Consider the following 23,376-nt stretch of genomic DNA (forward strand, 5'->3'; position numbering starts at 1 on the left):
GACGGCAATGACGACGAGGACTTCAGTCAGTGAAAATCCGTCTCTGGCAGAACGCTTGATATCCGATGCCGGTGATTCGCAGGGCCATGACGGCGCGCCGCGGGTTGTTTTTCGTCTGCGGCAAACGGAGCGAGAGGATGAAACGGATCTTCTCGTGCTTTTAGTCATCTGCGATTGCTTCCAGGCCGCGGGCTGCGGCGAATCCTGCTGCTCCGGCAAGCAGCATGGAATTGACGGTAAGGAAGAAGAACTGTCCCGCCGAGCACTTGCCGAACAGAGGAAAGTTTCGCATCCCGGAAGTGAGCTGGCTTTCGTCGGGATGACGCTGAGCTTCCGTCTCAGACCACTTCAACAGTCCGAACGCGGCAACATTCGCGGCAAGAAGGACGGAAAGGATTCTGAGGAGCAGCCATTGGTTCGCACCGGAAAAAGCACGTTCAATCCAGTCGAAAAATCTCGTTCGGCGGAGCCTCGACGAAACCCTGTGATCAATGCTTTCGAGCGTTTCTGCTGCCACTGCCGCGACCATCGAATCCGGATGCTTCGGGTGATCAGTAGAGTCGGATTCCGAATCTGATTCCGTTAAGCTTTCTGCAGAACCGTGTTCGTGAGGGCAGGCCTGGACATGCGGTTGCCGAGTTGTCTCCGGTTCCATCGCGCGACTGTCAGCCCACCTGTCGAGCACTTCGGAGGGACACGCACGATCCGGGTGGCTGCCGGACCGTTCAGCCGTCCATGCTTCAACGACGTCCGCAAGTCCCGCCATGTGGAATAATCCAGGGACTTCAATGGCGTGCTTCCAGTCGCGATCCTCATCCGTTCGGACTTTGTCATCAGGACCAAGCTCACCGCCCGCGACGAGCAGCACCAGCTCCCGAAACGACACTGGTCCACACTCCAGGCCCGAATGTCGATAACGATACGTCATCTTCGATAACCCCCGCCATGCCTGCACGTGCGTTGTATGACGGTCTTTTGAACTGAAGCATGACCGACCGTGAAGCAGCAATCCGCGAATGACATACATCGTAGTCGGGAAGCTGCGATTCTACAAAGTTTCCTGAGCGGAACGCTCCATTGGCACCTCCGGCGCGGCCTGACGCCTGTCTCCCAAGTCACATCGATCCGTAATCAGCCGCAAGAGCAGCACGATGAATAGCTGCCCGTTCGCGAGCACGCAGCGCAGGCGGTGTGCTTCGGGGTAGTCACGATCAGATTCGCACCCTCACAGCGCTGACGATCCGCTTGCGCAGAACTTCCTCGGCTTCCATCGCCAGGAAGTTGCGGTAGTACATCGACGTCGGCTTCATGAACGTTTCAGACAATCCCATCACCGGCACTTCGACAGGAAAGCCGCCTGCCTGCCACACGCCGCGTTTGATGTCGTCGGCTCGCTGGCGGAAGTGAGCGTGGCAACTGATGAGGTCGTTCCACGTGTTCAGGATGCCGATCACCGGCTTACCTGCGAATTCCTCAGTATCAAACCCGGATTGCTTCTGGCGGGATCGATGCCCAAACGAACGCAGGTCATCCGGCCCCAGATAACGATAACTGCGAAGCTGCTGGGGAGTGCGGCTGGTGCGTGAGTGCATGGAACGAAGATGCCTTCAGTTGAGAAGAATGCAATTCGACGCATGCTAGCAACGACAATGAATGACCGCGATTTCCTGCCCGGAAGCTCAGCAAATTCCGTGCAGAAAGTCCCAGCCCTGTCCGCCGGTCGCCGGCACAAAGAAGCACCGCCAGAGCGCTTAATCGACAGCCCCCTGGCAGCTCGGCAGTTTCCGAAGGACCGCAAATGTGCCGCGGCCGAAGCGTTGATTTTCAAAAATCCGCCGAATTTCGCGCCATACGCCGCTGACGCTGCACACCTGAGAGTGTGATTCGTCGAAACGACGGCTTTTCCACCTCCCAATCCGTGTGAGCAAGGAATCCCCGATGATCGACGACAGCAGTCAGGTTATCCGACACGGGCAGGATGATGGCGACCCGGATCGTATTGAACCCAGGCGTGAGGGGGCCGCTGACGGAATGATTCTGCGACATCTTTCCATGTTTCTACGCGGGCGCGATCAGGCTAAGATAGCATTCGATCCCGGCCAACTTTTCGATCGCTGACCAGCAGTTTCAAATGCCTCACCCTGACCCAATCACACGATTCGTACAGATTTGTGACCCGAATGAAGCCCTGTCTCCAACCGATCAAAGGTTTGTCGATTTTTCTGAGGCACGCGGCACAGACGTGGTCCGGGTCATCGAACGCCAGTTGAGGAGAGCGGGCGAGAAACCCGAGCGGTTGCTGTTTGCCGGGCACCTTGGCATCGGTAAGAGCAGTCTTCTGAAACGGCTGCAGGCCAGACTTGAGAAGGAGTCCGATTCCAGCGGACGCTTTGTCGTCGTCTGGGTTGATACGACGAAGCAGCTGGATCCGAACGATCTCGACTTTCCGGATCTGCTGGTTTTGATTGCGGCCGAGGCACAGCGCACTCTGAAGGCGGCCAAACTTCCGGGTTTCACTGAACCGTCGATCCGTCTGAAGAACCTTTGGGACTCCTGCCGCGAACTGTTCGGCAGCAAGGTCAGACTGACACAGGCGGATATCGATGTTCCGTTTGGTGTGCTGACACTGGAGCTGCGGAACCAGCCGAACGCACGGGCGAAGCTTCGGGAAGCGATCGAAAACGTTGCGACCGAATTGCTCTTCGCGTTCAATGAACTGCTACGAGATGCGAGCGCTGCGATCAGGAATTCAGGCGGCGGCGGTCTCGTTCTGATTGTGGACGGCTTGGAAAAAATGAGTCGCCGCGAAATTGCGGACGGTCTGAATTCGCACGACAGGTTGTTCATTCACCGCAGCGCCCAGCTCGCAAGCGTTGAGGCGAACGTCATCTACACCGTGCCAATTTCGCTGTACTACTCGCCGCAATGCACGGTGCTGGAGCAGGCGTTTGGGGAGTTCAATGCACCTGTCCCGATGATCAAAGTGCGGTCTGACCGGACGGCCAACGTCGCGCCTGATTCGCTGGGGATGCAAAAACTCTGGGAGATGATTGATCTGCGCTGCAAGGCGACCGATGTTGCGATCACGGACGTCTTTTCCGACGACGCGGTTTGGCAGTATCTGTGTAAGATGAGCGGCGGGCATCCCCGACACCTGTTGATGCTGCTGCGAACCGCCGCGAATCAGCTTGACGAGCTGCCGATCACGATGGACGCAGCGCAGCAATCCGTTCGTACCTACGCCAACAGCCTGCTGCGTGAGATCCCCGACGATTTCTGGACCGCGCTGCGGAAATTTGACGAGCCGCGGGACGAGATCCCTCGCGACGATATTCATCAGAAGATGCTCTACTTTCTGCACGTCTTCGAGTACCAGAACGGCCGCCCCTGGTACGAAGTTAATCCCGTAATCCGAACACTGGAACGGTATCGCGATGCTTGAAGTTGCCATCGATCCGTTCAACGCGACACACCAACCGCACAACGCGGACGAGACGTTTCTCGCACTGTCGCGAGCGATTCAGCGGGCTGACGGTTTCACGCTGCTGATTGTTGTCTGCAACGAACCTGTTCAACAATGGGAGCTGCTCCACCAACTGGATGCCGTTCTTGCGGAGCCGGCGTTGCGAGTGTCCGTCCCGACCGATTGTGACGATGTGTTGCCGGTCGTTGAGTCGTCACTTCCGAACGACCGGGCGGTGTCAGCAGTCATTGTGACGGAACTCGCGGCGGGGATTCGTTCCGAGAGTCCGCAGGACGCGAAGCTGCAGGCATTGAATCACCGTCGCGAAGAATGGCGAGCTCAGGTGCCGTTTCCAGTCGTGTTCTGGATTCCGGAATACCTGTTGCAGCCGCTGGCTTTGCAGGCTCCGGATTTTCTGGACTGGCGCAGCGGGACATTCTTGTTTCTCAAGCCGCTCGCTACGGCACGGGATTATCGCACTGGCACGTCCGACCACTCGCCGGAAGTCTGGCGGCTTACGCAGTCCGAGCGTCTGCAGCGAATGGAGCAACTTCGCGAGTTGCTGGCCGCTCTTTCCGGCCGCTCCGATCACCCGCGTGATCCCGCAGCCATCCGCTGGTTGCTGGAACTGGCTGCGCATCACCAGCAACTGGGTCAGCTACAGGAATGTGTGGAAATCGCGCGGGACCAGGTTCTGCCGAATGTACCATCTGACGATGCTCGCAACCGCGCGTACGCCTGCAGCCTGATCGCGGACGTGCTTCAGGCTCGGGGCGAGCTGGACGAGGCACTCCGCATCCGCCGCGAGGAACAACTGCCCGTCTACGAGCGGCTCGGCGACGTCCGCGCGAAGGCGGTCACGCAGGGGAAGATCGCGGACGTGCTGCAGGCTCGGGGCGAGCTGGACGAGGCCCTCCGCATCCGCCGCGAGGAAGAACTGCCCGTCTACGAGCGGCTCGGCGACGTCCGCTCGAAGGCGGTCACGCAGGGGCAGATCGCGGACGTGCTGCAGGCTCGGGGCGAGCTGGACGAGGCCCTCCGCATCCGCCGCGAGGAACAACTGCCCGTCTACGAGCGGCTCGGCGACGTCCGCGGAAGGCGGTCACGCAGGGGAAGATCGCGGACGTGCTGCAGGCTCGGGGCGAGCTGGACGAGGCCCTCCGCATCTGCCGCGAGGAAGAACTGCCCGTGTTCGAGCGGCTCGGCGACGTCCGCTCGAAGGCGGTCACGCAGGGGATGATCGCGGACGTGCTGCAGGCTCGGGGCGAGCTGGACGAGGCTCTCCGCATCCGCCGCGAGGAAGAACTGCCCGTCTACGAGCGGCTCGGCGACGTCCGCGAGAAGGCGGTCACGCAGGGGAAGATCGCGGACGTGCTGCAGGCTCGGGGCGAGCTGGAGGAGGCCCTCCGCATCCGCCGCGAGGAACAACTGCCCGTCTACGAACGGCTCGGCGCGACGCGTGATCTACTGGTCTGCCGCTGGTGGATAGCGACGTACCTGCTCAGCGAAACGCCCCCGGCGACCGGGACGAGGCGGCGGAACTGCTGCGTCAGGCTCACGCGGCGGCGGAGAAGATGGGCATTCCGGAAGCGGAACGAATCCGCGAAATCCAGAAACGGGAAGGGTTCTGAGGTCTCACACAAAGGCACGAAGGCACAAAGGAGGGCTGACGGAAATGACAGACTTTCCGTCAGAAAAATCTTCGTGCCTTTGTGCCTTCGTGTGAGATCCTTTTCCGAGGAAGTAGCGTATGAACGATGAATTAGAGCGGATTGCCACGGACGTCGTGGATTCAGCGATGCAGCTGCACATCGCACTCGGGCCGGGCTTGCTTGAGTCGGTTTACACCGTGCTGCTCGAACACAAACTGAAAGAACGTGGCTATCGCGTGGAGCCGCGAGTATCCTGTTCCTGTTGAATTCGAAGGCGTGCGGTTTGAGGTTGGATTTCGGGCCGACCTCATCATCAACGGCTGTTTCATCGTCGAATTGAAGTCCGTGGAAAAACTCTTTCCGGTCCACGGAAAGCAGTTGCTGACGTACCTGAAGCTGACCGGTTGCCGCCTCGGACTATTGATCAACTTCGGCGAAGAACTGCTGAAGAATGGAATCAAGCGCGTGGCGAATTAACTGACTTCGCGTGACGGCGGTCACGCCGGGGCAGATCGCCGACGTGCTGCAGGCTCGTGGCGAACGGGACGAGGCGGCGGAGCTGCTGCATCAGGCTCACGCGGCGGCCGAGCACCCTGGGATTCCCGAAGCCAGTCAGATCCGCTCAATCCAGCAGCGGGACGGGCTGGAAGTGGTGGCCACAGATGCACGCTGATAACCGCAGATGACCGGGGCGACACGGGACTCGACTCTTTCCTGATCTGTGTTCATCCGTGCGCATCTGTGGCACCAGGAAGCGATGCAAAGTCCCAAGGGCTCGATCGACTACTCCAGCCCCAGAGCGGCCAGGATGGCGGGTTCGTTGTTGTCGACGACGACTGGTGGGTTGGCGTACGGTGTCACGGTGACTCCGGCGGGGTGCAGTTTTCTTGCGTGCAGGTCCGGATTGTTGGAGTGATAGGCCACGGTCAGGTCGGGGTCTTTGAGCTGGTGGCCGGTCAGGACACAGGCGACTCGATCACTGGCGGCGATGGTGCCGTCCTCCCGGAGTTTGCGGAGTCCGGCGATGGTGGCTCCGCTGGCTGGTTCGCAGCCGAAGCCGTTGGCGGCGATCAAAGCGCGGGCGTCGACGATTTCCTGATCGCTGGCACTGCGAACGACGCCGTCGCAGACACTGATGGCTCGCAGTGCCTTGACCAGATTGACGGGGCGATTGATTTCGATGGCGGTGGCCAGCGTGCTGGCTCGGCGATCTTCGGCGTCCATTGTGTCATAGAATTGGCCGATGATGTCGCGGTCGGCGTGGCCGGCGTTCCAGTTCAGTTCGCTGTCGTTGACCAGTTCGTCCAGCGTGCTGGCTCCTTCTGCATTGATGATCGCCAGGCGGGGAATGCGGTCGATCAGGCCGAGTTCCTTCAGTTCCAGAAACGCTTTTCCGAAGGCGCTGCAGTTTCCAAGGTTGCCGCCGGGGACAATGACCCAGTCGGGGACTTCCCAGCCGAGCCCTTCGAGGACTCGCAGCATGATCGTCTTCTGACCTTCCAGTCGGAACGGATTGACGCTGTTGCACAGATAGATGGGATGCTTTTCGCAGATCTCGCGGACTCGCGCGAGAGCGTCGTCGAAGTCGCCGCGGATCTGCAGCGTCTTTGCTCCGTAGTCCAGCGCCTGCGACAGTTTGCCGTAGGCGATCTTGCCGCTGCCGACGAAGACAACGCACTGAAAGTGGCCGGAGACTCCGGCATAGATCGCCAGCGACGCACTGGTGTTGCCTGTGGAGGCACAGGCCGTCATCTTGGCTCCGACCATGCGTGCGTGAGTCGACGCGGCGGTCATACCGTTGTCTTTGAAGCTGCCGGACGGGTTCAGGCCTTCGTACTGCAGGAACAGCGTTCCGGGGTTCATGCCGACGATTGAGCCCAGCCGGTCGTTTCGCTGCAGGATCGTCTGCCCTTCGCCGATGGTGACGATCTGCGATTCGGGTGCGAAGCCGAGCAGTTCGCGAAACCGCCAGACGCCGCTGAAGTCGAGCGGATTCAGTCGCGTCGACCAGCGGCTTTGGAATTCCGACAGCGACGCGGGGACGGGAATACGGTCCCAGTCGTAGCGAGCATCGAGCAGACTTCCGCAGGCAGGACAGGACGTCAGCACCTGGCCGATGTCGTAGGTGGCCAGGCAAGCGGGATGGATGCACTGCTGGAAAGCGTGTGGTGCGGCGGCGTTCAATGCTCAGTGTTCAAAGTTAAGGGTTTGAATGAATAAATGGTCGCACTTCCGCGGCAGCCAGTCGGTCGGTCTTTCGCCTGCTGCTTACTGCCACCTGTCTATGGCGTCTCGACTCTGGCCTCTCGCCTCCTGCCGCGGCCGCTTATTCGCTGGCGTAGCGTAGGCTGGGAAGCAGGCTGACGCCAGACGCGTGGTGCTCAATTGCGTGCGCCGCCCAGCCGGCCAGCCGGGCCATTCCGATTGCCAGAGAAATACGTTCCGGTGGAACATCGAGCAGCGCCAGCAAGCGGGCGGCGGTCCAGTCCATCGTCGGATACTGCTGCTGGTCATTTTCCATCAGACGTTCCAGCCGTGCTGCGGCCGCTTCCATCCGGACTCGCGTGGCACAGCCCAGCAGTTCGCGGCAGTGAGCCTTCAGGATTCGCGGGCGGGGATCGTCGTTGGCGCCGGAGAATCCGAACGGCATACCTCGCGACTTGCGGCTCTTCCACCAGACTTCAGCGTGCTGCGGCGATGGAAAGGAACTCAGTTTCTCCGCGGTCCACTGGTACGGATCGTTGTGCAACTGAGCCACGAACAACGACGCGGAGGCTCGCAGGGCACAGACGACATCGTTGACGGTGCTGCCGACGACTCGGGCCGCGAAGCATGCCGGACGCATTTCGGTCAGGCACTGGCAGGTCAGCACGGCGTTCATGGCCGCTTCTTCCCGCGGCGACGGTGGCCGCTGGTCGCTGCGAAGCACCTGCAGCAGTGAACCGGCGAACGACAATCCCCCGCCATCCTGTGGATCGGTGGCTCGCCCGTCATCCAGCGGCTGGCCGAATGCCACCGAAAACAGCACTGGCAACTGAGCCAGAACCCGCCAGACTCGGGAATGAGTCGCGCCGGTGGTCCGGTCGGCCGGCGTGGGATCGAAGTAGGAAATCAGCGAAATCGACAATGGCAGCAGGTCCAGAGGCCGGGTCCGCAGAGGCAGCCCGGCAACCGTTTCGGAGGCGGTCGGCTCTACGACAGCCGATTCGCTCATGACCGCGCAGGCGTCGGAAAGTTCTTCCAGAGTCGGCAGGTCACCGTTCAGCAGCAGCCAGATGACGCTTTCGAACGAGTGCTCATTCGCCAGCTCGCACACGTCAATTCCGCAGAAGCGAATCTGCTGATCGCCGAAGCTGATCAGGTCGGATTCTGCGCAAATGACGTCCGACAATCCCGAACCTGTCGGGCCGTTGGGAGCCGCGATATCGGCGACCAGCCGGCGAAGTCCGTTCGCCAGATGGGATGTTGAGAGCAGAGGCCGATCCATGTCACCAGAATCCTTTCCCGGAATCATCCCGCACAAAGCCTGCCTTACGCGGCGGCGGCTGATCAGCGTGCCGCGATCGTCGGGAAGCTCCGTGACGTCAGCACGAGTGCTCGCCTACGGGGGCACTCGGACGGTCGTGAGTCTACTGCGATCATGCACGAAGTGAAACCGAGCGGTCGATCGGAAGACGCCCGACTGCAGTTCAGGAAATTTCGGTGAGTTGAGGAATTCAGGAGTTCCGGGCGCAAAGAAAAGGCGTTCGCTCGTGAATTGAACGAGCGAACGCCGGCGAGGAATGGATTCCGCTGGAACGACTTACTTCATGAAGAAATCCGTTGGCCCGCGAAACGTATAGTACGGATACTGATACATCGCGGCGGGGGCTTCTTCCGGGGGATACATCAGGCCGTCCGGAGTGGAATACGTGTACGAATTTCGGTGAACGGGGTGAAACGGCAAATTGCAGTTGCCCTGACAGGCACCGCCCCGGCAGGAACCGCTCTGGCACGAGCCAGCTGAATAACCGCTGTTGCACATAGGGCAGTCACCGTGAGAAGACCCGCCGTCCCAGCAGGCCTGCGGGCTTTGTCCGCGCATGATCGGCGACGACGCGCACCCCGAAATTGTCAGGCCAATCGCCCCCGATAGCAGCAGCATGAAAGCTTGTGTCCGCATCACAAAACTCCTTCTTTCCCCGCGAAGATCCCGCCAGCCGTGAACATTTGGCGTCATGGCTGACGAAAGAAAGTGTTCCCCAAACGATCGGGTCCTGCCGAAAGCCTCAACAGCGGTTGAAAACGGTCTCTGGAACTCTGAAGCCACCAGATTCGCAGGTGTCGGACAGTTCCAGACACCGTTTTCAACGCCCTGTGCATTTCAACGCACTGTTAAGAATTCCGGCGCGAAGCCTGAACGCATGAAGGTGTTATCGGCAGCAGAACCGGTCCAACATGCAGAATCCCTGCAATTCCTACAGATGTGGAATCAGGAAGTTTGAGTGAACTTGCGGAATTCCAGCCGTACAAATAGAGTCTGCCTCTGACGCCGGGTTAGCGTGACTTGAGACACCCATGTCCTAACACGCACGGCAGCAAGCACTTACAGTCCCCAAGCCGAGTCAGGGGACGACGCGGAAACCGAATTCTGAGGGAGCAGTACGGTGCATATCGCCGGTTCAACTCGCAGCCTGTGGGACATCACGAGCGCTCAGGCATGCATGCAGTTGCAGGATCTTGGGTTTGACAAGGTGGAACTCTGGATCAATGACGACTTCGACCAGTTAAAGGTCGCGGAAGTTGTTGAGGACATTGACGCCGCCGCAGCGCAATTTCGCGAGGCCAGCCGTGTGAGCCCTGTGGCCATCTTTCTTGAGCAGGAAGTTGAGCCGACGGAATTCGCGGCGATTGTGGAGTTCGCTCGAAGGCTTCGCGTGGCTCAGTTGACGATCGAAGCGTCGCCGCTGGGAACACCGTTTAACACGGAAATCGACCGGCTGCGCGAACGAAATGCAATCTGCCACCAGGAGGGAGTCCGCCTTTCGATCCTCACAAGAACGGGCCTGCTGACTCAGGATCCGCATACGGCCGTGGAACTCTGCCAGTCCGTGAAAGGTCTGGGAATCACGCTGGACCCCACTTACTTCACGTGTACTCCGCGAGGCGAAGTGGATTTCGAAGTCGTCTACCCGCATGTCCTGCACTGCCAGCTTCGCGACACGTCTCACACCGAACTGCAGGTGCCCGCCGGGCTGGGGGAAATCGACTACAACCGCATCACTTCTCTGCTTCGTCAGGAAAAATACGATCGCACTTTGAGTGTCGATCTGCTACCCCGAACGCTCGCCGGTGAAGAACGTCTGCTGGAACTCCGCAAGCTGCGGCTGCTTCTGGAATCGATGCTGTAGAAGGCGGAAGCAGCGCCGGACGACTGCTGATCTGCCCTGGAAGCACCCACGCGACTCAACGACCCATCGCGGAGCCCCGGCGTTTCTGCCGGTATGGTTTCTGCCTGTATGAAGGTCCGGGTTTAGCGGACGGCAACGCCGGTGTTTCGCCGGTTGTTGGAAGAATATTGCAGTTCGGAAGCGAGTCGGCAGATCTTGCCGGACCGCAGCGTCTTCCGCAGATCGCGCCGGTTTACTGGTCTTCCCGCCGTGCATTTCCGGATCGGGAATCCGTCGACATGCGATTCGATCGACTTTGAGGCTTGTCCCGTGCGCCGCAGACGGAAGGATGGGGGCGTGAGTGTCGCCGCGCAGATCATGGACGTATCTGTTCTCGACAACTGAAACGATTCATCGCAGATGACCGGAAGCCTCCGAGCAACGACGTTCGGCGTCAGTGACGGGCTTCGGTCAGGCGATATCCGTTGAAGTCATCAGAGACTGCCATGAACGTAAAACTGCTGCTGCCCCTGTTGGCCGCGCTGACACTCAGCGTGGATTCCGTGCTGATCGCTGAAGAACCGCAGGCCGCTAATTCACAGGCCGCTCACGAGGAAGCCGTCCGTCGTCAAACAGCGGTGGCGCTGAACTATTGCCGAGCGGCGCTGCACCGGATTCGCCGCAGTCCGGAAAAACGAGTCCTGGTGGAGGAACAACAGCGGATCCTGAACAACCTGGACCTGAATCAGATCGAAGATCCCGAAGTGATCACGCTGTACAAGTCGATTCTGGACGAAATCAGCCAGGTCGAAATCAGCGAACGTGAGCGTCGGGCAATTGACGAACAGTTTCGCACGGGAGTGCATCGCAAGCTGGGAACCGACTTCTTTGTCATCGGAGCCCAGGTGGCGACCGGACAGGTGGGCAATGTCATCCAGACCGGAGCCAACAGCTGGTGGGACTACCGCAACCAGGAAATGCGCCGCGACTCCGACCTGTGGAAAGTCGACAAGGGGACGTTCACCGCCGTGATGTCACGTTCGTCGACGTTTCTGGACAGCTTCTGGAAGTTGTCTCGCAAGAATAATATCCCCGATCGCTGGCTGGTCCGCGATCAGGACCTTGACCAGCTCGGCCGGGTTCTGCAGGAACGTGACGCGGCCCGCCGGCTCCGCATGCTGGAACGCACAGAACGGTTTATGGAGTGCTATCCGCCGTACTGGTACTACCTGGCGAAGACTCAGCAGGAACTCGGTCAGCTTGACGATGCCGTGCGAACCTACGAACGGCTTAGCGCCATCGGCACGGGTCACTTCCGACAGGATGACATGTTGTCCAGCAGCATGGCGAACATGGCACTGATTCAGGAGATCCACAACGACCCGCGAGCCGCAACGACTGCGATGCGCGGACTGGACTACTCGACTCGCAACTGGGAATCCAACCTGGTGTGCGCGTGGGTGCTGGGGCGGCACGAAGAATACATCGCCGCTGAAGATCTGATTCTGTGCAATCTTGATGAGCGGCTGGAGGAATCTCAGAGCAGCATCGCTCTGGTTTCCCTGTACTTTCACGCCGAGGAAACCGCAAAGCTGGCCGGACTTCTGAATGACGAGCGCATCGTTCGCAATGTTCCGATTCCAGGTCTGCTGCTATGTGCCAGGTTACTGGGGTCGGATCAGATTCCGTCGCCGATGACGGCGTATCTGGCGTCGACGCTGACGGCTTCGGTCAGTCGGGCTTCAAGTGGTGAGACACTGACGCTGGCGACGTCTCCCGGGTGGAAGATTAACGACGCGAACCCGCAGCTTCTGGGGATGGGCACGTCGTCATTCCGCACAATCGGCTTTCGTCCTTCCCAGAATGCCGTGCTGGCGGATTTCGCCGTGCAGACGGAAGAAGCGGAACTCAGCGCACACGAAACGCTGCGGCTGACGCTCAACTACCCCGGAACTCCCACGATTCACGTGACTCTGGAGGCGGATCCGGTCGACGCTCGCGGCGCGCCGCCAGCGCTCAACTCGCTGCGTCCGCCGGTGTTGACGAACCGTCTGCCGGCGTTTTCGGAATCACGAGTGACGTTCGAAATGCAGGAAGTCGAAGTCGACGGCGTGCGAATTTCGCTGCGCACAAATGAAACGGCCGGGCTCCCGGCGGAAGCGGAAGATGCGACTCGCCAGGTGTCCGCCCAGGACGCGACCGATCGGTCGTAGAGGGCGCCTCACCGGTATTCGCGGCAGCCAACAGCGAAACAGGGAACGGTAAACAACTGCAGGCTGGCTGCATGCTGTTCGCCGTTCCCTGTTCTGTGTTTCGGCCGAACAGTCGCGACGGGGTCAGTGTCGCGGCAGCCCTGAGGAAGCTGCGTCTGTTCAGCGGAATTGAGACCGACAAAATGCACGCCGTGTGCCGAAGCCGGCGACCGATTCTGATGCCGGCGAAGATTCCGTCGCAACCGTTCCTGTTGCACGCAGTTACGCTCACCCATGATGTGTCAGAAATCTGAACACCCGGAAGCGAACGGTGTTGACGGAATACCACACCGGCAATTTCGGAAGCACGACGCAGCGTGCAAGTCGCGTCACACCTGCGACTTGCGTTGTGTTGCCGCGCCGACAACAAATGATGCCGGAAGTCAACGGCGGACGACTGCCGCGTGGCAAATTCCGCGACGGAAGATTTGTTCCCGCGATACCGACCGCACGGAAGAACTGCGAAAGTCTGCGACGTTGAATTCGTCGCGTCGTCGGTTGACGGAAAATCGGATTCGAGCATAATTCCCGGTCCTGTCGTCGACCAAACGGCGGGTGTTCGAAAAACCAGATTGACGGTCGGGTGACGCGATGCGGCTCGGTCGATCCTGATGCGGGTGTAGCTCAGTTGGTAGAGCACCACGTTGCCAACGTGGTTGTCGAGGGTTCGAATCCCTTCACCCGCTCTTTTTTTATGGCCCGATCTCGTCTTTTTGGACCGATTGGGGCGATGCCGAACCGGAGGTGCCACGTGAGTGCAGGCGAAGACGTGATGACGGACGAATCCGAGATTGCCACGAGCGAAGCGGAAAGCGAAAAAGAAAAGCACCGCATGGATCTGACGGTGGACGTGCAAAGCGTCGGTCCCTGCAAGAAACACGTCGTTGTGACGATCCCGGAAGCGGATATCGCCGCTGTGCGGGATGAGGCACTGGCCGAACTTGGGGAGTCCGCCAGTGTGCCCGGTTTTCGAGTCGGACGCGCGCCAAGGTCACTGCTGGAAAAGCGGTTCAAGGAGGAAATTGTGGCTCAGGTCAAGCAGAAGGTTCTGCTGCAAAGCCTGGAACAACTTTCCGACGACAACAGCATCGATCCGATCAACCAGCCGGATATCAATGTCGAAAGCCTGGATATCCCGGAATCCGGCGACTTTCGCTACGAATTTGACGTTGAAGTTCGTCCGGAATTTGAAATACCGGATTACAAAAGCTTCACGATCTCACGTCCCGTCGGAGGCGTTTCCGACGAGGAGTTCGATGCGTTCCGGCAGGAGTTTCTGTCGTCCTACGCCGAACGAAACACCGTGCAGCGACCCGCAGAACCCGGCGACTTTGTCGTATGCAACGTCCGGTTCACTCACAACGGAAAATCGCTTCGGGAGTCCGAAGGTCTGTCGCTGCAGTTGCACCCGGTGCTCCGGTTTCACGATGCGGTGCTGGAAGGATTCGACAAGTTGATGGAAGGTGCCGGCACCGGCGATAATCGGTCTGCCGAAGTGACGATTTCGCTGCAGTCCCCGGTCGTGGAAATGCGCGGGGAGAAGGTTGCCGTGGAATTCTCCGTACTGAACGTGCAGGAACAGGTCCTGCCGCGAATGGAACGGGAATTCCTGGACCGCGTGAACTGCGATTCGGAAGAAGATCTGAACGAACACCTGCGATCCTCTCTGGAACGGCAGATCGAATTCCGACAGCGCCAGGCAACGCGGGAGCAGGTTCTTGAAAAGATTCTGGACTCCGCCACGTGGGATCTGCCGGAATCACTCGTGAAGCAGCAGACGGAGAATGCTCTTCGCCGCGAAATTCTGGAAATGGCCCAGGCCGGATTCACCCGCGAACAAATCGCCGCTCGCGAAAACCAGATTCGTCAAAACGCGATTGACAATACGCGGCAGGCTCTGAAAGAACACTTTGTGCTCGACCGCATCGCCACGAAGGAAGAAATCGAATGTGAACAGGAAGACATCGATCGCGAACTGGCGATGATGGCCTTCCAAAGCGGCGATACCGTGCGCCGCATCCGGGCAAAGATGGTGAAGTCCGGGATGATCGAAAACCTGGAAGCTCAGCTTCGAGAACGCAAGGCCGTGGACTTCATTCTGCAGCACACGTCGTTTAAGGACGTCAAGCGCGAACCGTATCTGGAAAATGACGTTGCCAGTGTTGCGTTTGCCATCTGCGGAAACATGACGGCAACCCTGGTGGACGACCGCGCCAGTGAAGCTGACGAGGAAGACTGACCGGGCTGTCCCCCTGTTCGCTCAGCCGGCCGGCACGTGTCTGGCGGCACGCACGCTCCCGAACCCGGCCCGATGGTGACGGTTCCCGGGGCTCGATTGTTTCAACTCACCGATTGACACGGAAGCTGTAATCCGACGATTGAGGAAATGATGGATCTACGCAACGAATACGTCCCCATGGCAGCAAGAGACTATGCCGCTCAGCGGCAGATGACCGTGGGAGACCTGCTGCTCGATAACCGGATCATTTTTCTGGACGGCCCGATTCACGACGGCAGCGCAAACCTGGTCGTCATGAAGTTGTTGTTTCTGCAGTCCGAAAACCGGCATCAGGATATTCATCTGTATGTGAATTCACCCGGCGGTTCGGTCACGGCCACGCTGGCGATTTATGACATCATGCAGTTTATTGAATGCGACGTCGCGACCTACTGCGTCGGCATGTCGGCCAGCGGCGGAGCCATCCTGGTGGCTGGCGGAGCCAAGGGCAAACGCTTCGCTTTGAAGCACTCCAAGATGATGATCCATCAGCCCCACGGTCAGGTCGGCGGCCAGGTTTCCGACATCGAGATTCAGGCCAAGGATATTCTGGAAACCCGCGAACTGCTGAATCAGATCCTTGCCGGGCATACCGGGCAGCCGGTCGAGCGGATCGCTGCGGACACGCAGCGCGACCGTTACCTCACGGCACCTCAGGCCAGGGAATACGGCCTGGTCGATGAAGTGCTGGATAAGCCCGCCAAAGCAAAAAAATAGGCTCCTCCGGGACAATACCGCAAATCACAGCCGCCGATCCTCTACGATCAGATCCGGAAGGATTCCCATATGACTGTTCTGGTACCCTACGTCGTCGAAAAGAACGGGCGCGATGAGCGCGCGATGGACATCTACAGCCGCCTGCTGAAAGATCGTATCGTGATCCTGGGCAGCGGCGTCAACGACGATGTAGCCAACAGTATCGTCGCTCAGTTGCTGTTCCTGCAGTTCGATGATCCCAAGTCCGACATCCATCTCTACATCAACTCACCCGGCGGTTCGATCACGGCGGGCATGGCGATTTACGACACCATGCAGTACATCAGTTGCGACGTCGCGACATACTGCATCGGTCAGGCCGCCAGCATGGGAGCCATCCTGCTGACAGCCGGCGCGCCGGGGAAACGACACGCTTTGCCAAACGCACGCATCATGATCCACCAGCCCCTGGCCGGAATGGAAGGCACCGCCACGGAACTGGAAATTCACGCAAAGGAAGTGCTTCGAATCAAACAGCGGATGAATGAAATCCTTCTGAAGCACACTGGTCAGACGCTGCAGAAGATCGAAGACGATACTGATCGCGATAACTTCATGACGGCCGACGAAGCAAGGACCTACAAACTGATCGACACGGTCCTGGAAAAGCTGGAGTAGCCTCCGCAGCAGGCAGGCAGCCGTGCCGAACCATAGTCCAGCTCACATCATCGCTCTCAAACGCGACGGCGAAGAACTGACTGACGACCAGATCGGGTTCTTCATCCGCGGCTACGCGGAAGACCGCATTCCCGACTACCAGATGGCGGCCCTGGCGATGGCCGTCCTGCTGCGGGGCATGAATGATCGGGAAACCGCGGCGCTGACCTTGGCGATGCTGAATTCCGGCACCCGGCTGACATGGCCCGACGATGGCATTCCCCGCGTCGATAAGCATTCCACCGGCGGCGTCGGCGACAAGATCTCCATTGTGCTTGCTCCGCTGCTGGCCGCGTGTGGAGTACAGGTCCCGATGCTTTCCGGCCGGGGACTGGGAGCGACCGGCGGGACGCTCGACAAGCTGGAAGCCATCCCCGGTTTCCGCACGGATCTGTCGCTGGACGAAATCACCCGGCGGACTCAGACCGTCGGGTGCGTCATCACTGGCACCACGAAGGAACTCGCGCCGGCCGATCGAAAGCTGTACGCACTTCGTGATGTCACCGGCACCGTGCCATCCATTCCACTCATCACCGCCAGCATCATGAGCAAGAAGCTGGCCGAATCGCTCGACGCGCTCGTGCTGGACGTGAAGTTCGGTTCCGGAGCGTTCATGAAAACTCGCGACGACGCGATAGCCCTAGCGCGTTCTCTAGCGGCCACCGGGCGCCGGATGAACGTCCGAACGACAGCGCTGCTGACAGACATGAATCAGCCGCTGGGACGCATGTGCGGCAACGCTGTGGAAATTCTGGAATCGATTGACGTCCTGCAAGGCAAAGGTCCGGCCGACGTGCGCGATCTGACGCTGCAGCTTGCCGCGGAACTCCTGGTGTCCTGCGGCCGGTGCAGCTCGACGGACGAAGGCGTCGCTGTGGCCGCACGCAACCTGGATTCGGGAGCTGCCTTCGAAAAGTATCAGCAGATGGTGATTGCTCAGGGAGGCAATCCGAATGCAGGGTTGCAGGTCGCCCCTGCGATTGACGTCGCTGCGACGGAGTCGGGCGTTGTGGCTTCCATCGATACGGAAGCGATCGGCATGGCGATCATCGCGATGAACGGAGGCCGGCAGAAGCTCGGTGACACGATTGACCACTCGACGGGGATCGAGATGCTGGTCAGAATCGATGACGTCGTGGAACGCGGCCAGCCGTTGGCACGAGTGTTTTCACCCGAAGCGAGTCGCCACCTGAACGCGGTTCGAGCGGCGTTTAAATTGTCAGACTCGGCTGTGGCACCGGCACTGATCGCCGGCCGAGTCTAAACGTGTTTCTTGCGTTCTTGCGTTCGTTCCGCCTCGAAAGCACCGGTCATTCCCGCGCAGAGTCCTGCCCTCGCGAAGGTGGGCGCGCAAAGCCTGTACAGATGCCTGCCCCGCCACCTCAGAGCAGTGATAGCCCCGTCATTCCTGCGCGCAGGCGGGAACCCGGTGTGCAGTTGCAGGGTTCCCGCCTGCGCGGGAATGACGGTCACCAGACAGACGCTGCAGTTCCCGCGAGAATGGATCGCAACGCAGCTATACCGCGAGCGGGGCAGAATGAGACATTCGGCGCGGGAGTAAGAAGAGCGGATCGGCGTCGGCCGCGGCCAGTATAGAATCCCCTTGCGGCCCTGGCACCCCGGAAACGGCTGCCCGAGCAACTCACACGCCACCACAAAGAACGCGCCGATGAAACTCTCCCCGTGAAGCTTCCCGACAACTGGCAGTCACTCATCGACGGCGTCGCGAAAGGCTCGCGGTCGCGCGTACGCTCCGTTCTCGAAGTTCGCAGTGGGTGCCGCCGTGCAAACCACTGATGGAGAAATCTTCACCGGGTGCAACGTGGAGAATTCGTCGTACGGCATGACGATCTGTGCGGAGCGAGTCGCCGCCTGCACAGCCGTTGCGGCCGGTCATCGAAACATCGATATCGTCTGCGTATCACTCGACGGCAGTCCGGTTCCCTGCGGAGCGTGCCGACAATTCCTGCACGAATTCAACGCCGGCATGGTGGTCATCATGGACGACATCAACCGCGCCCCCGACACGCCGCCCGAATGCACCCGGCTGAGCGATCTGCTTCCTCGCGGCTTCCGGCTGGACGCATGATTCACGACGAAACCGCGCGCCGTGCGGGATTCACCGCACTTCCCGTCGACGAAACGTGCCGGCGTCGGATTCGCCGGGCTGGTCGTTCAGCCGGTCGCTGAGGTGATTGCGGTTGTTTCGCTGCACCAGGTTGACGGGAGCCTTCCAGCCGCCGGGAGCGTTTGCGACGACGACCGGTTTTCCGGTGTTGTCGTGGATGCGGAGGTTGTCGGCGACGAGTCCGTTGGATGACATTCGCCAGCAGTGAATTGCCTGCCCGCCGCTTTTGATCACGTTGCCGATGACTTCGTAACCGTCGAGCTGAAAGTTTGGTTCAAGCGACGTTGTGGCGGTTTCCATGTAGTTGTGGTTGCAGCGCACATTGCGCAGGTGGCCGCGGTGAGACGGATGGCCAAGCAAGTAGCCGCTGCCGTTCGGATTGATCGTTCGCGTGTAGAAAATATCGATATTCTCCGCGTCGAACGATTCGCCTTCCGTCACGGCACCGCCCGCGAGAAATCGGCCGGTGTGTTCGCCATACAGCATCACGGAACGCATCGTGTCGGTCATGGTGATATCCCGAATCAGCACGTTTCGCACGCGGCCATGAACCAGGACGCAGGCGTTGATGTCCTTCACCAGACCGCTCGGCTGGACGTTGTTTGACGCGTTCAGATCGATCGTGCCTTTGCCGACGATTCGGACGTTCTCGATGTAATCGGGCTGCAAACCGTGGCCGATACGGATGCCGTACGATTCGCGACCGTCATACGAAATGAACCACAGGCTGCCCTGGTTGTGGCCGGTCCGGTTTTCGAATCGGATTTGAACACCGGCCGTCAGTTCCTGCCAGTCGCCGGTGATCGGCATGCCTTCGACACGCTTGTCGAAGATCTTTCCGACTCCCCAGGAGAACGTGTCCGGCTTTCCATTCTGACCTTCGCCGTCGATGACGATCGTGAAGACGGTGACGCCGGGAGACACTTCGTTCGAATGACCGCCGCTGGCGAGAGAAATGTCGTAGTCGCCACCGACGGACAGATCGTCCAGCTTCTTCGGTGCTCCGTGGTCGGTCGTAATCTCGGGAACGGCTTCCTGAGACGTTTCTCCGTCGGCCAGTTTCAGCGTGGCTCCTTCCTGAAGTTCGATCTCCACGGACTTGTCAACATACAGCAGCGCGCGGTGTTTGCCGAGGCGATGCTGGTGAAGACCGGGCAGAAAGATGATTCGATCTCCCGGCGCGGCGTGATCGAGAATCTGTTGAGGCGGGTCGTCGGGCCTGACCAGATGTTCGACGCGGCCGGAGTTGTTTGCATCATCGTCACCGTGCACCACGGCACACGGGACCCAAATCGTCAGACACAAAAGCGCCGGCACTGTCTTCATGGGATGATCCGTAGCAGAACGTTGCTGATCTGAGGACCGCGAACGTCGATCGTCAGTGTATTGAAATCCCTTAGCGCGCCGGTGATGTTGAATTCCGCCTGCTGTGTTTCTGACGCCGGAACGCTGCATTCGCACATGTCCAGCAAGACGCCGTTGACGGCCACCAGCGGAGTGTCACCGCGGAAGTCGACCGCGATCCGGACCTGCGAACCTGCATCCAGTCCGGTCGGGCGATGGAAGCGGCGAGTCAGCGTGACGGCGCCCGGAGCCTGCCTCGCTTCGTCCACCGCAATCGGCAGCGTGCAGCGCTGCGGCGAATCAGGGGACTCGGCCCGAGTGAATTCCCAGGGGCCGGCAAGTCGGATTTCATGAACGGAAGTCACGTCGTCTCTCACGTCCACAACAATACTCGGTCACGCAGATGATCGGGCAGCCGCTGCTCCCTGGCCTTGTGAGCCAGTCCTTCGTGAGTCCGCGTGCTCAGGTGACTGAGAATGATCAGTTCGTTTCGGAACCTGTCGGCTCGATCCAGGATATCATCCAGATGCATGTGGCCAAACTTGTGGATCTTCTCCTTACGGTGCTCGGGGCGGAAGAACGTCATCTCGGTAATCAGAATCTGGGAGTTGTAGACGTCCGGGTGAGCGTCCAGGCCTGCCGGTGCGGTGTCGCCGGTGAAGCAGACCAGCGGCGTCAGAGTTTCCGCCGTGACGTCAGTGCCGCTCAGACGCAAATCGCGGATCTGATCTCCCGCAAGGCCGTGGAATTCAGGTTTCAGCTTCTTTCGGCTGTCGTAGACGATGTAGCCGACGGACGGAACGGTGTGCTTCGTCGCGAAGACCTGCACTTTGTGTTCCCGCGACAGTTCGATCAGGTCGCCGTCTTTTACGCCGACCAGTTGACAGATCATGCGGCCTCGATCCAGCCGCTGCCACGACTTCAGCATGCGAGTGACGTTTTCGACGACCTCCTCGGGCAGATAAATCGTCGGCGGGTCCATCTTCATCATGCGACGGCGAGCGACATACACCGGCAAAGCGGCCAGGTGGTCCAGATGAGTGTGCGAGACGAAAAAGGTTTGCGTGCCCATGAACGACCATGGGCTGCCGCCCAGTTCGAACCCCAGCTTCAGTTCGGGAATTCGCCAATAGCTCTGCACCGCGGCGCGCGAATAGCCTTCAATCGTCAGCGCCTTGTGTTTGACGGACTGCAGCGGCAGATTCTCAAGCATGGTTCTGCCACCACTCCGGCTGAGCGAAGATTCCGGCGACGGAAACTTCGAATCCCGGTAAACATCGCTGCCGCTCAGGGTCTGCCGCTGGCCGAGTGCCAGAGTATGCGATGCCTTGCGAATCACCTGAATCTCCCGCTTGGACGGATCCGGAACCCAGATCACTTCGACTCCCGCCTTCATGTACGCCAGTGTGCGAGTCCGCAGTTCCTGTCGTCGATCATTGGCCGAAGCGACTTCCACCACCAGCCGAGGCACCCGACTGGCGACAACCTGATCGGACTGTTCGAACTGCGTACCGGAATCAAAAAAACTGATCGCCGGAAAGTAGACCGTGTCCGGTGCCCTGGCAACCTGGACTCCCAGTTCATGACAGGCATAGCCGACGGCCTGCCCCGCGCGCCGACGAAACCATTCCGCCATCGCTCGCGACAGATTCAGCACGATCGTGCCGTGAATGTCGTCGGGCGCCTGCATCAGCACCGTCTTTCCGGCGTGCAGCTCGTGCCAGCGACCGCCTTCCGGCAAATCCAGTTTGCTGGCGGCAAACTCTTCTGCCGTCATGTGAGCGTCGGAAATCATCTGTCCTCAACCCGCGAATCGTCATCGGGAAACCGACCATTCTTGCGGTCCGGACCGCAAACTCCAAGCGTCCCGCCCGATGCCATGCCGCGAAGTTCCCGAGCCATGAACGCCGGCAGTTTCTACACCCGCGCTGACGGCGCCGGCGTCCGCGCATCTGCACCTTCAACCGCGCGGCCGCGCAACCACCTCTCCCCGCGCAGCGTCAGGGAGGGCGAGGCTCCTGCCGAGCCGCGTGTGCCAGAGGACGTCCGGTGGTGGCAGCGGCTCGGCGGGAGCCTCGCCCTCCCGATGGTTGCAACATACACCGCATGAAGGAGTCAGCACGTCCCAAAACGCATTCCGACGTCTGCGCCGCACAGCTTCTGCGAAGGTGTGGTACCCGAGGAGGTCGCATTTCCGGGTGCACATGCACCAGCACCGCGCATTACCGACGGCCGCATCCACCTCTCCCCGCGCAGCGGCAGGGAGAGGTCGGGCGAGCGGAGCGAGGCCCGGGAGAGGGCCGATCGCGCGTTCTGCGTTCGGGCGACCCAGCACGGCCAACGCGGACGTCCCTCCCCCGAACTTGCTTCGCTCGTTCGACCCCTCCCTGTTGGCCTTCGGCCGGGAGGGGTGCATGGAGTTCCAACCGCGACGGCCGCGCAACCACCTCTCCCCGCGCAGCGTCCAGGGAGGGCGAGGCTCCTGCCGAGCCGCGTGTGCCAGAGGACGTCCGATGGTGGCAGCGGCTCGGCGGGAGCCTCGCCCTCCCGATGGTCGCAACATACACCGCATGATGGAGCGATGCCCGGGAGAGGGCCGACCGCGCGAAATCAGAGCGTTCAGATTCCCAGGTCGCGCTCGAGGTGCTGGAGTCGTTCGTCAAGTCCGCGGATCGACTCCTGCAGCCGTTCAATCGTCGCTTCCTGGACCCGAATCTGGTGTTCGAGTCGTTCCAGCGATGTATCCGATGCTGCAGCAACGTTCGGCGCGGTCGCCTGTGTTGCGGTACGGGGTGTTTCGGTTCCGGAAGAACGGGGCGGTTCTTCGACGTCATCGGCCAGCGCGGCGGGTTCCAGTGTTTGTCCTTCTTTCGGCAGATAGAATGTGTGGTCAACTTCGACGCCGCGCCGTTCCAGGGGGCCGTTTGCCTGCAGATATCCCATACTCAGCAGGCCGCTCAATTCTTCTCGAAGAGCTTCCTGGGAATCGATGCGCACCATCCGGCTGGCTCGCGTGCGAAGTTCGCCGGGCTGTTGCCGGCCTCGCAGCAGCAGTTCCGCGATGATCGCGAACTGCGCTTCCGAAAAATCAAACTTGTGCCGCATGTAGTGGCGATATCGCGGCGCCCGGCCTCCGTCGGTAAACACTTCGGCGACCAGCAGGTCTTCGCGAAGTTCGTCCAGAGCCTGCTGGACCTGGTCTTCGTCGTAACTGACCACCGGCTCACGATTACTTTTTTGATTGCACGCGGTGGTCGTGGCTTTCAGAGTCAGCGGGTACTGCTCCGGAGTCGTGAAGGCCTTTTCCATCAGCACGCCGATCACGCGGCGCTGAATTCTGGTCAATTGCCGGATCTGATTCTTTGGTTCATCGCTCATCGTCAATTACTTCCGTGACTGCGCACTGACCGGGTCGGAAAGTGAGCCCGTGTTCCGTCGCGAGCGGATTGTGCGGAGGAACGCGTCGGCGCTCAAGCG

Annotated in this window: 20 protein-coding genes, 1 tRNA gene and 1 pseudogene; 13 read left to right on the forward strand and 9 right to left on the reverse strand. The window is 60.1% G+C overall.

The genetic code is table 11. The features are described 5' to 3' along the window. Window positions 1-160 precede the first annotated feature (160 nt). Together R3C19_13085 and R3C19_13090 are read right to left on the reverse strand one after the other, a co-directional pair. Window positions 161-1,027, reverse strand: coding sequence for a DUF4339 domain-containing protein (locus tag R3C19_13085; protein ID MEZ6061273.1), 867 nt, complete (start codon window positions 1,025-1,027; stop codon window positions 161-163). A 184-nt stretch (window positions 1,028-1,211) separates the two neighbouring features. Next, window positions 1,212-1,592, reverse strand: a complete 381-nt coding sequence (locus tag R3C19_13090) for a dihydroxy-acid dehydratase (protein ID MEZ6061274.1) — start codon at window positions 1,590-1,592, stop codon at window positions 1,212-1,214. Window positions 1,593-2,131: 539 nt separating this feature from the next. On the opposite strand from R3C19_13090, the gene R3C19_13095 reads away from it, so the two are divergent. The 5 genes from R3C19_13095 (at window position 2,132) to R3C19_13115 (ending at window position 5,788) form a co-directional block, all read left to right on the forward strand. Continuing rightward, window positions 2,132-3,442, forward strand: coding sequence for a hypothetical protein (locus R3C19_13095; protein ID MEZ6061275.1), 1,311 nt, complete (start codon window positions 2,132-2,134; stop codon window positions 3,440-3,442). After that, a complete protein-coding gene (locus R3C19_13100; protein ID MEZ6061276.1) occupies window positions 3,435-4,703 on the forward strand; it encodes a tetratricopeptide repeat protein in 1,269 nt (422 codons plus the stop codon). Before R3C19_13095 ends, R3C19_13100 begins: the two co-directional genes overlap by 8 nt. Next, window positions 4,652-5,224 (forward strand): tetratricopeptide repeat protein, encoded by a 573-nt coding sequence (locus R3C19_13105; GenBank protein ID MEZ6061277.1) that lies wholly within the window; start codon window positions 4,652-4,654, stop codon window positions 5,222-5,224. Before R3C19_13100 ends, R3C19_13105 begins: the two co-directional genes overlap by 52 nt. Before the next feature lie 116 nt (window positions 5,225-5,340). After that, complete coding sequence (locus R3C19_13110; protein MEZ6061278.1) at window positions 5,341-5,592, forward strand: GxxExxY protein; 252 nt, start codon at window positions 5,341-5,343, stop codon at window positions 5,590-5,592. 10 nt (window positions 5,593-5,602) lie between these two features. Further along, window positions 5,603-5,788, forward strand: coding sequence for a hypothetical protein (locus tag R3C19_13115; protein MEZ6061279.1), 186 nt, complete (start codon window positions 5,603-5,605; stop codon window positions 5,786-5,788). A gap of 110 nt (window positions 5,789-5,898) precedes the next feature. Here R3C19_13115 and thrC read toward each other — a convergent pair whose 3' ends face one another. The 3 genes from thrC to R3C19_13130 all read right to left on the reverse strand — a co-directional run bounded on the left by thrC (window position 5,899) and on the right by R3C19_13130 (window position 9,277). Beyond that, the gene (thrC, locus tag R3C19_13120; protein MEZ6061280.1) at window positions 5,899-7,299 is read right to left on the reverse strand and encodes a threonine synthase; all 1,401 of its coding nucleotides are present in this window, start codon (window positions 7,297-7,299) and stop codon (window positions 5,899-5,901) included. A gap of 142 nt (window positions 7,300-7,441) precedes the next feature. After that, the gene (locus R3C19_13125; GenBank protein MEZ6061281.1) at window positions 7,442-8,602 is read right to left on the reverse strand and encodes a citrate/2-methylcitrate synthase; all 1,161 of its coding nucleotides are present in this window, start codon (window positions 8,600-8,602) and stop codon (window positions 7,442-7,444) included. A gap of 315 nt (window positions 8,603-8,917) precedes the next feature. Further along, complete coding sequence (locus R3C19_13130; GenBank protein MEZ6061282.1) at window positions 8,918-9,277, reverse strand: hypothetical protein; 360 nt, start codon at window positions 9,275-9,277, stop codon at window positions 8,918-8,920. A 484-nt stretch (window positions 9,278-9,761) separates the two neighbouring features. Between R3C19_13130 and R3C19_13135 the strand changes: the two genes are divergently transcribed. The 8 genes and pseudogenes from R3C19_13135 to cdd all read left to right on the forward strand — a co-directional run bounded on the left by R3C19_13135 (window position 9,762) and on the right by cdd (window position 18,516). Then, complete coding sequence (locus R3C19_13135; protein MEZ6061283.1) at window positions 9,762-10,505, forward strand: TIM barrel protein; 744 nt, start codon at window positions 9,762-9,764, stop codon at window positions 10,503-10,505. A gap of 485 nt (window positions 10,506-10,990) precedes the next feature. Then, on the forward strand, window positions 10,991-12,697 hold the full coding sequence (locus R3C19_13140) for a hypothetical protein (GenBank protein ID MEZ6061284.1): 1,707 nt from the start codon (window positions 10,991-10,993) through the stop codon (window positions 12,695-12,697). A gap of 652 nt (window positions 12,698-13,349) precedes the next feature. Then, window positions 13,350-13,422: transfer RNA gene (locus tag R3C19_13145), tRNA-Gly, on the forward strand. A gap of 65 nt (window positions 13,423-13,487) precedes the next feature. Continuing rightward, the gene (tig, locus tag R3C19_13150; protein ID MEZ6061285.1) at window positions 13,488-14,975 is read left to right on the forward strand and encodes a trigger factor; all 1,488 of its coding nucleotides are present in this window, start codon (window positions 13,488-13,490) and stop codon (window positions 14,973-14,975) included. A gap of 147 nt (window positions 14,976-15,122) precedes the next feature. Next, complete coding sequence (locus tag R3C19_13155; GenBank protein ID MEZ6061286.1) at window positions 15,123-15,731, forward strand: ATP-dependent Clp protease proteolytic subunit; 609 nt, start codon at window positions 15,123-15,125, stop codon at window positions 15,729-15,731. 69 nt (window positions 15,732-15,800) lie between these two features. Continuing rightward, the gene (locus tag R3C19_13160) at window positions 15,801-16,388 is read left to right on the forward strand and encodes an ATP-dependent Clp protease proteolytic subunit (GenBank protein MEZ6061287.1); all 588 of its coding nucleotides are present in this window, start codon (window positions 15,801-15,803) and stop codon (window positions 16,386-16,388) included. Between the two features lie 22 nt (window positions 16,389-16,410). Further along, window positions 16,411-17,691, forward strand: coding sequence for a thymidine phosphorylase (locus R3C19_13165; GenBank protein MEZ6061288.1), 1,281 nt, complete (start codon window positions 16,411-16,413; stop codon window positions 17,689-17,691). Between the two features lie 465 nt (window positions 17,692-18,156). Further along, window positions 18,157-18,516 (forward strand): annotated as a pseudogene (cdd, locus tag R3C19_13170) (cytidine deaminase). 30 nt (window positions 18,517-18,546) lie between these two features. Here cdd and R3C19_13175 read toward each other — a convergent pair. From R3C19_13175 to R3C19_13190, 4 genes are all read right to left on the reverse strand, one after another. Further along, window positions 18,547-19,881, reverse strand: a complete 1,335-nt coding sequence (locus tag R3C19_13175; GenBank protein ID MEZ6061289.1) for a hypothetical protein — start codon at window positions 19,879-19,881, stop codon at window positions 18,547-18,549. After that, window positions 19,878-20,264 (reverse strand): hypothetical protein, encoded by a 387-nt coding sequence (locus R3C19_13180; protein MEZ6061290.1) that lies wholly within the window; start codon window positions 20,262-20,264, stop codon window positions 19,878-19,880. The genes R3C19_13175 and R3C19_13180 overlap by 4 nt, the downstream gene beginning before the upstream one ends. An 8-nt stretch (window positions 20,265-20,272) precedes the next feature. Then, on the reverse strand, window positions 20,273-21,694 hold the full coding sequence (locus R3C19_13185) for a Uma2 family endonuclease (GenBank protein ID MEZ6061291.1): 1,422 nt from the start codon (window positions 21,692-21,694) through the stop codon (window positions 20,273-20,275). 824 nt (window positions 21,695-22,518) lie between these two features. Then, the gene (locus R3C19_13190) at window positions 22,519-23,277 is read right to left on the reverse strand and encodes a DUF480 domain-containing protein (GenBank protein ID MEZ6061292.1); all 759 of its coding nucleotides are present in this window, start codon (window positions 23,275-23,277) and stop codon (window positions 22,519-22,521) included. Between the last annotated feature and the right edge of the window lie 99 nt (window positions 23,278-23,376).

It is taken from the genome of Planctomycetaceae bacterium, assembly GCA_041398785.1.
Taxonomy (GTDB): domain Bacteria; phylum Planctomycetota; class Planctomycetia; order Planctomycetales; family Planctomycetaceae; genus JAWKUA01.

Excerpts from the sequence above, each read along its gene's own strand:
- R3C19_13100 (MEZ6061276.1), top strand. The coding sequence starts at position 3,435 with ATGCTTGAAGTTGCCATCGATCCGTTCAACGCGACACACCAACCGCAC.
- R3C19_13175 (MEZ6061289.1), bottom strand. The coding sequence starts at position 19,881 with ATGAAGACAGTGCCGGCGCTTTTGTGTCTGACGATTTGGGTCCCGTGT.
- R3C19_13190 (MEZ6061292.1), bottom strand. The coding sequence starts at position 23,277 with ATGAGCGATGAACCAAAGAATCAGATCCGGCAATTGACCAGAATTCAG.
- R3C19_13155 (MEZ6061286.1), top strand. The coding sequence starts at position 15,123 with ATGATGGATCTACGCAACGAATACGTCCCCATGGCAGCAAGAGACTAT.
- R3C19_13095 (MEZ6061275.1), top strand. The coding sequence starts at position 2,132 with ATGCCTCACCCTGACCCAATCACACGATTCGTACAGATTTGTGACCCG.
- R3C19_13185 (MEZ6061291.1), bottom strand. The coding sequence starts at position 21,694 with ATGATTTCCGACGCTCACATGACGGCAGAAGAGTTTGCCGCCAGCAAA.
- R3C19_13125 (MEZ6061281.1), bottom strand. The coding sequence starts at position 8,602 with ATGGATCGGCCTCTGCTCTCAACATCCCATCTGGCGAACGGACTTCGC.
- R3C19_13085 (MEZ6061273.1), bottom strand. The coding sequence starts at position 1,027 with ATGTATGTCATTCGCGGATTGCTGCTTCACGGTCGGTCATGCTTCAGT.
- R3C19_13130 (MEZ6061282.1), bottom strand. The coding sequence starts at position 9,277 with ATGCGGACACAAGCTTTCATGCTGCTGCTATCGGGGGCGATTGGCCTG.
- R3C19_13090 (MEZ6061274.1), bottom strand. The coding sequence starts at position 1,592 with ATGCACTCACGCACCAGCCGCACTCCCCAGCAGCTTCGCAGTTATCGT.
- R3C19_13160 (MEZ6061287.1), top strand. The coding sequence starts at position 15,801 with ATGACTGTTCTGGTACCCTACGTCGTCGAAAAGAACGGGCGCGATGAG.
- R3C19_13140 (MEZ6061284.1), top strand. The coding sequence starts at position 10,991 with ATGAACGTAAAACTGCTGCTGCCCCTGTTGGCCGCGCTGACACTCAGC.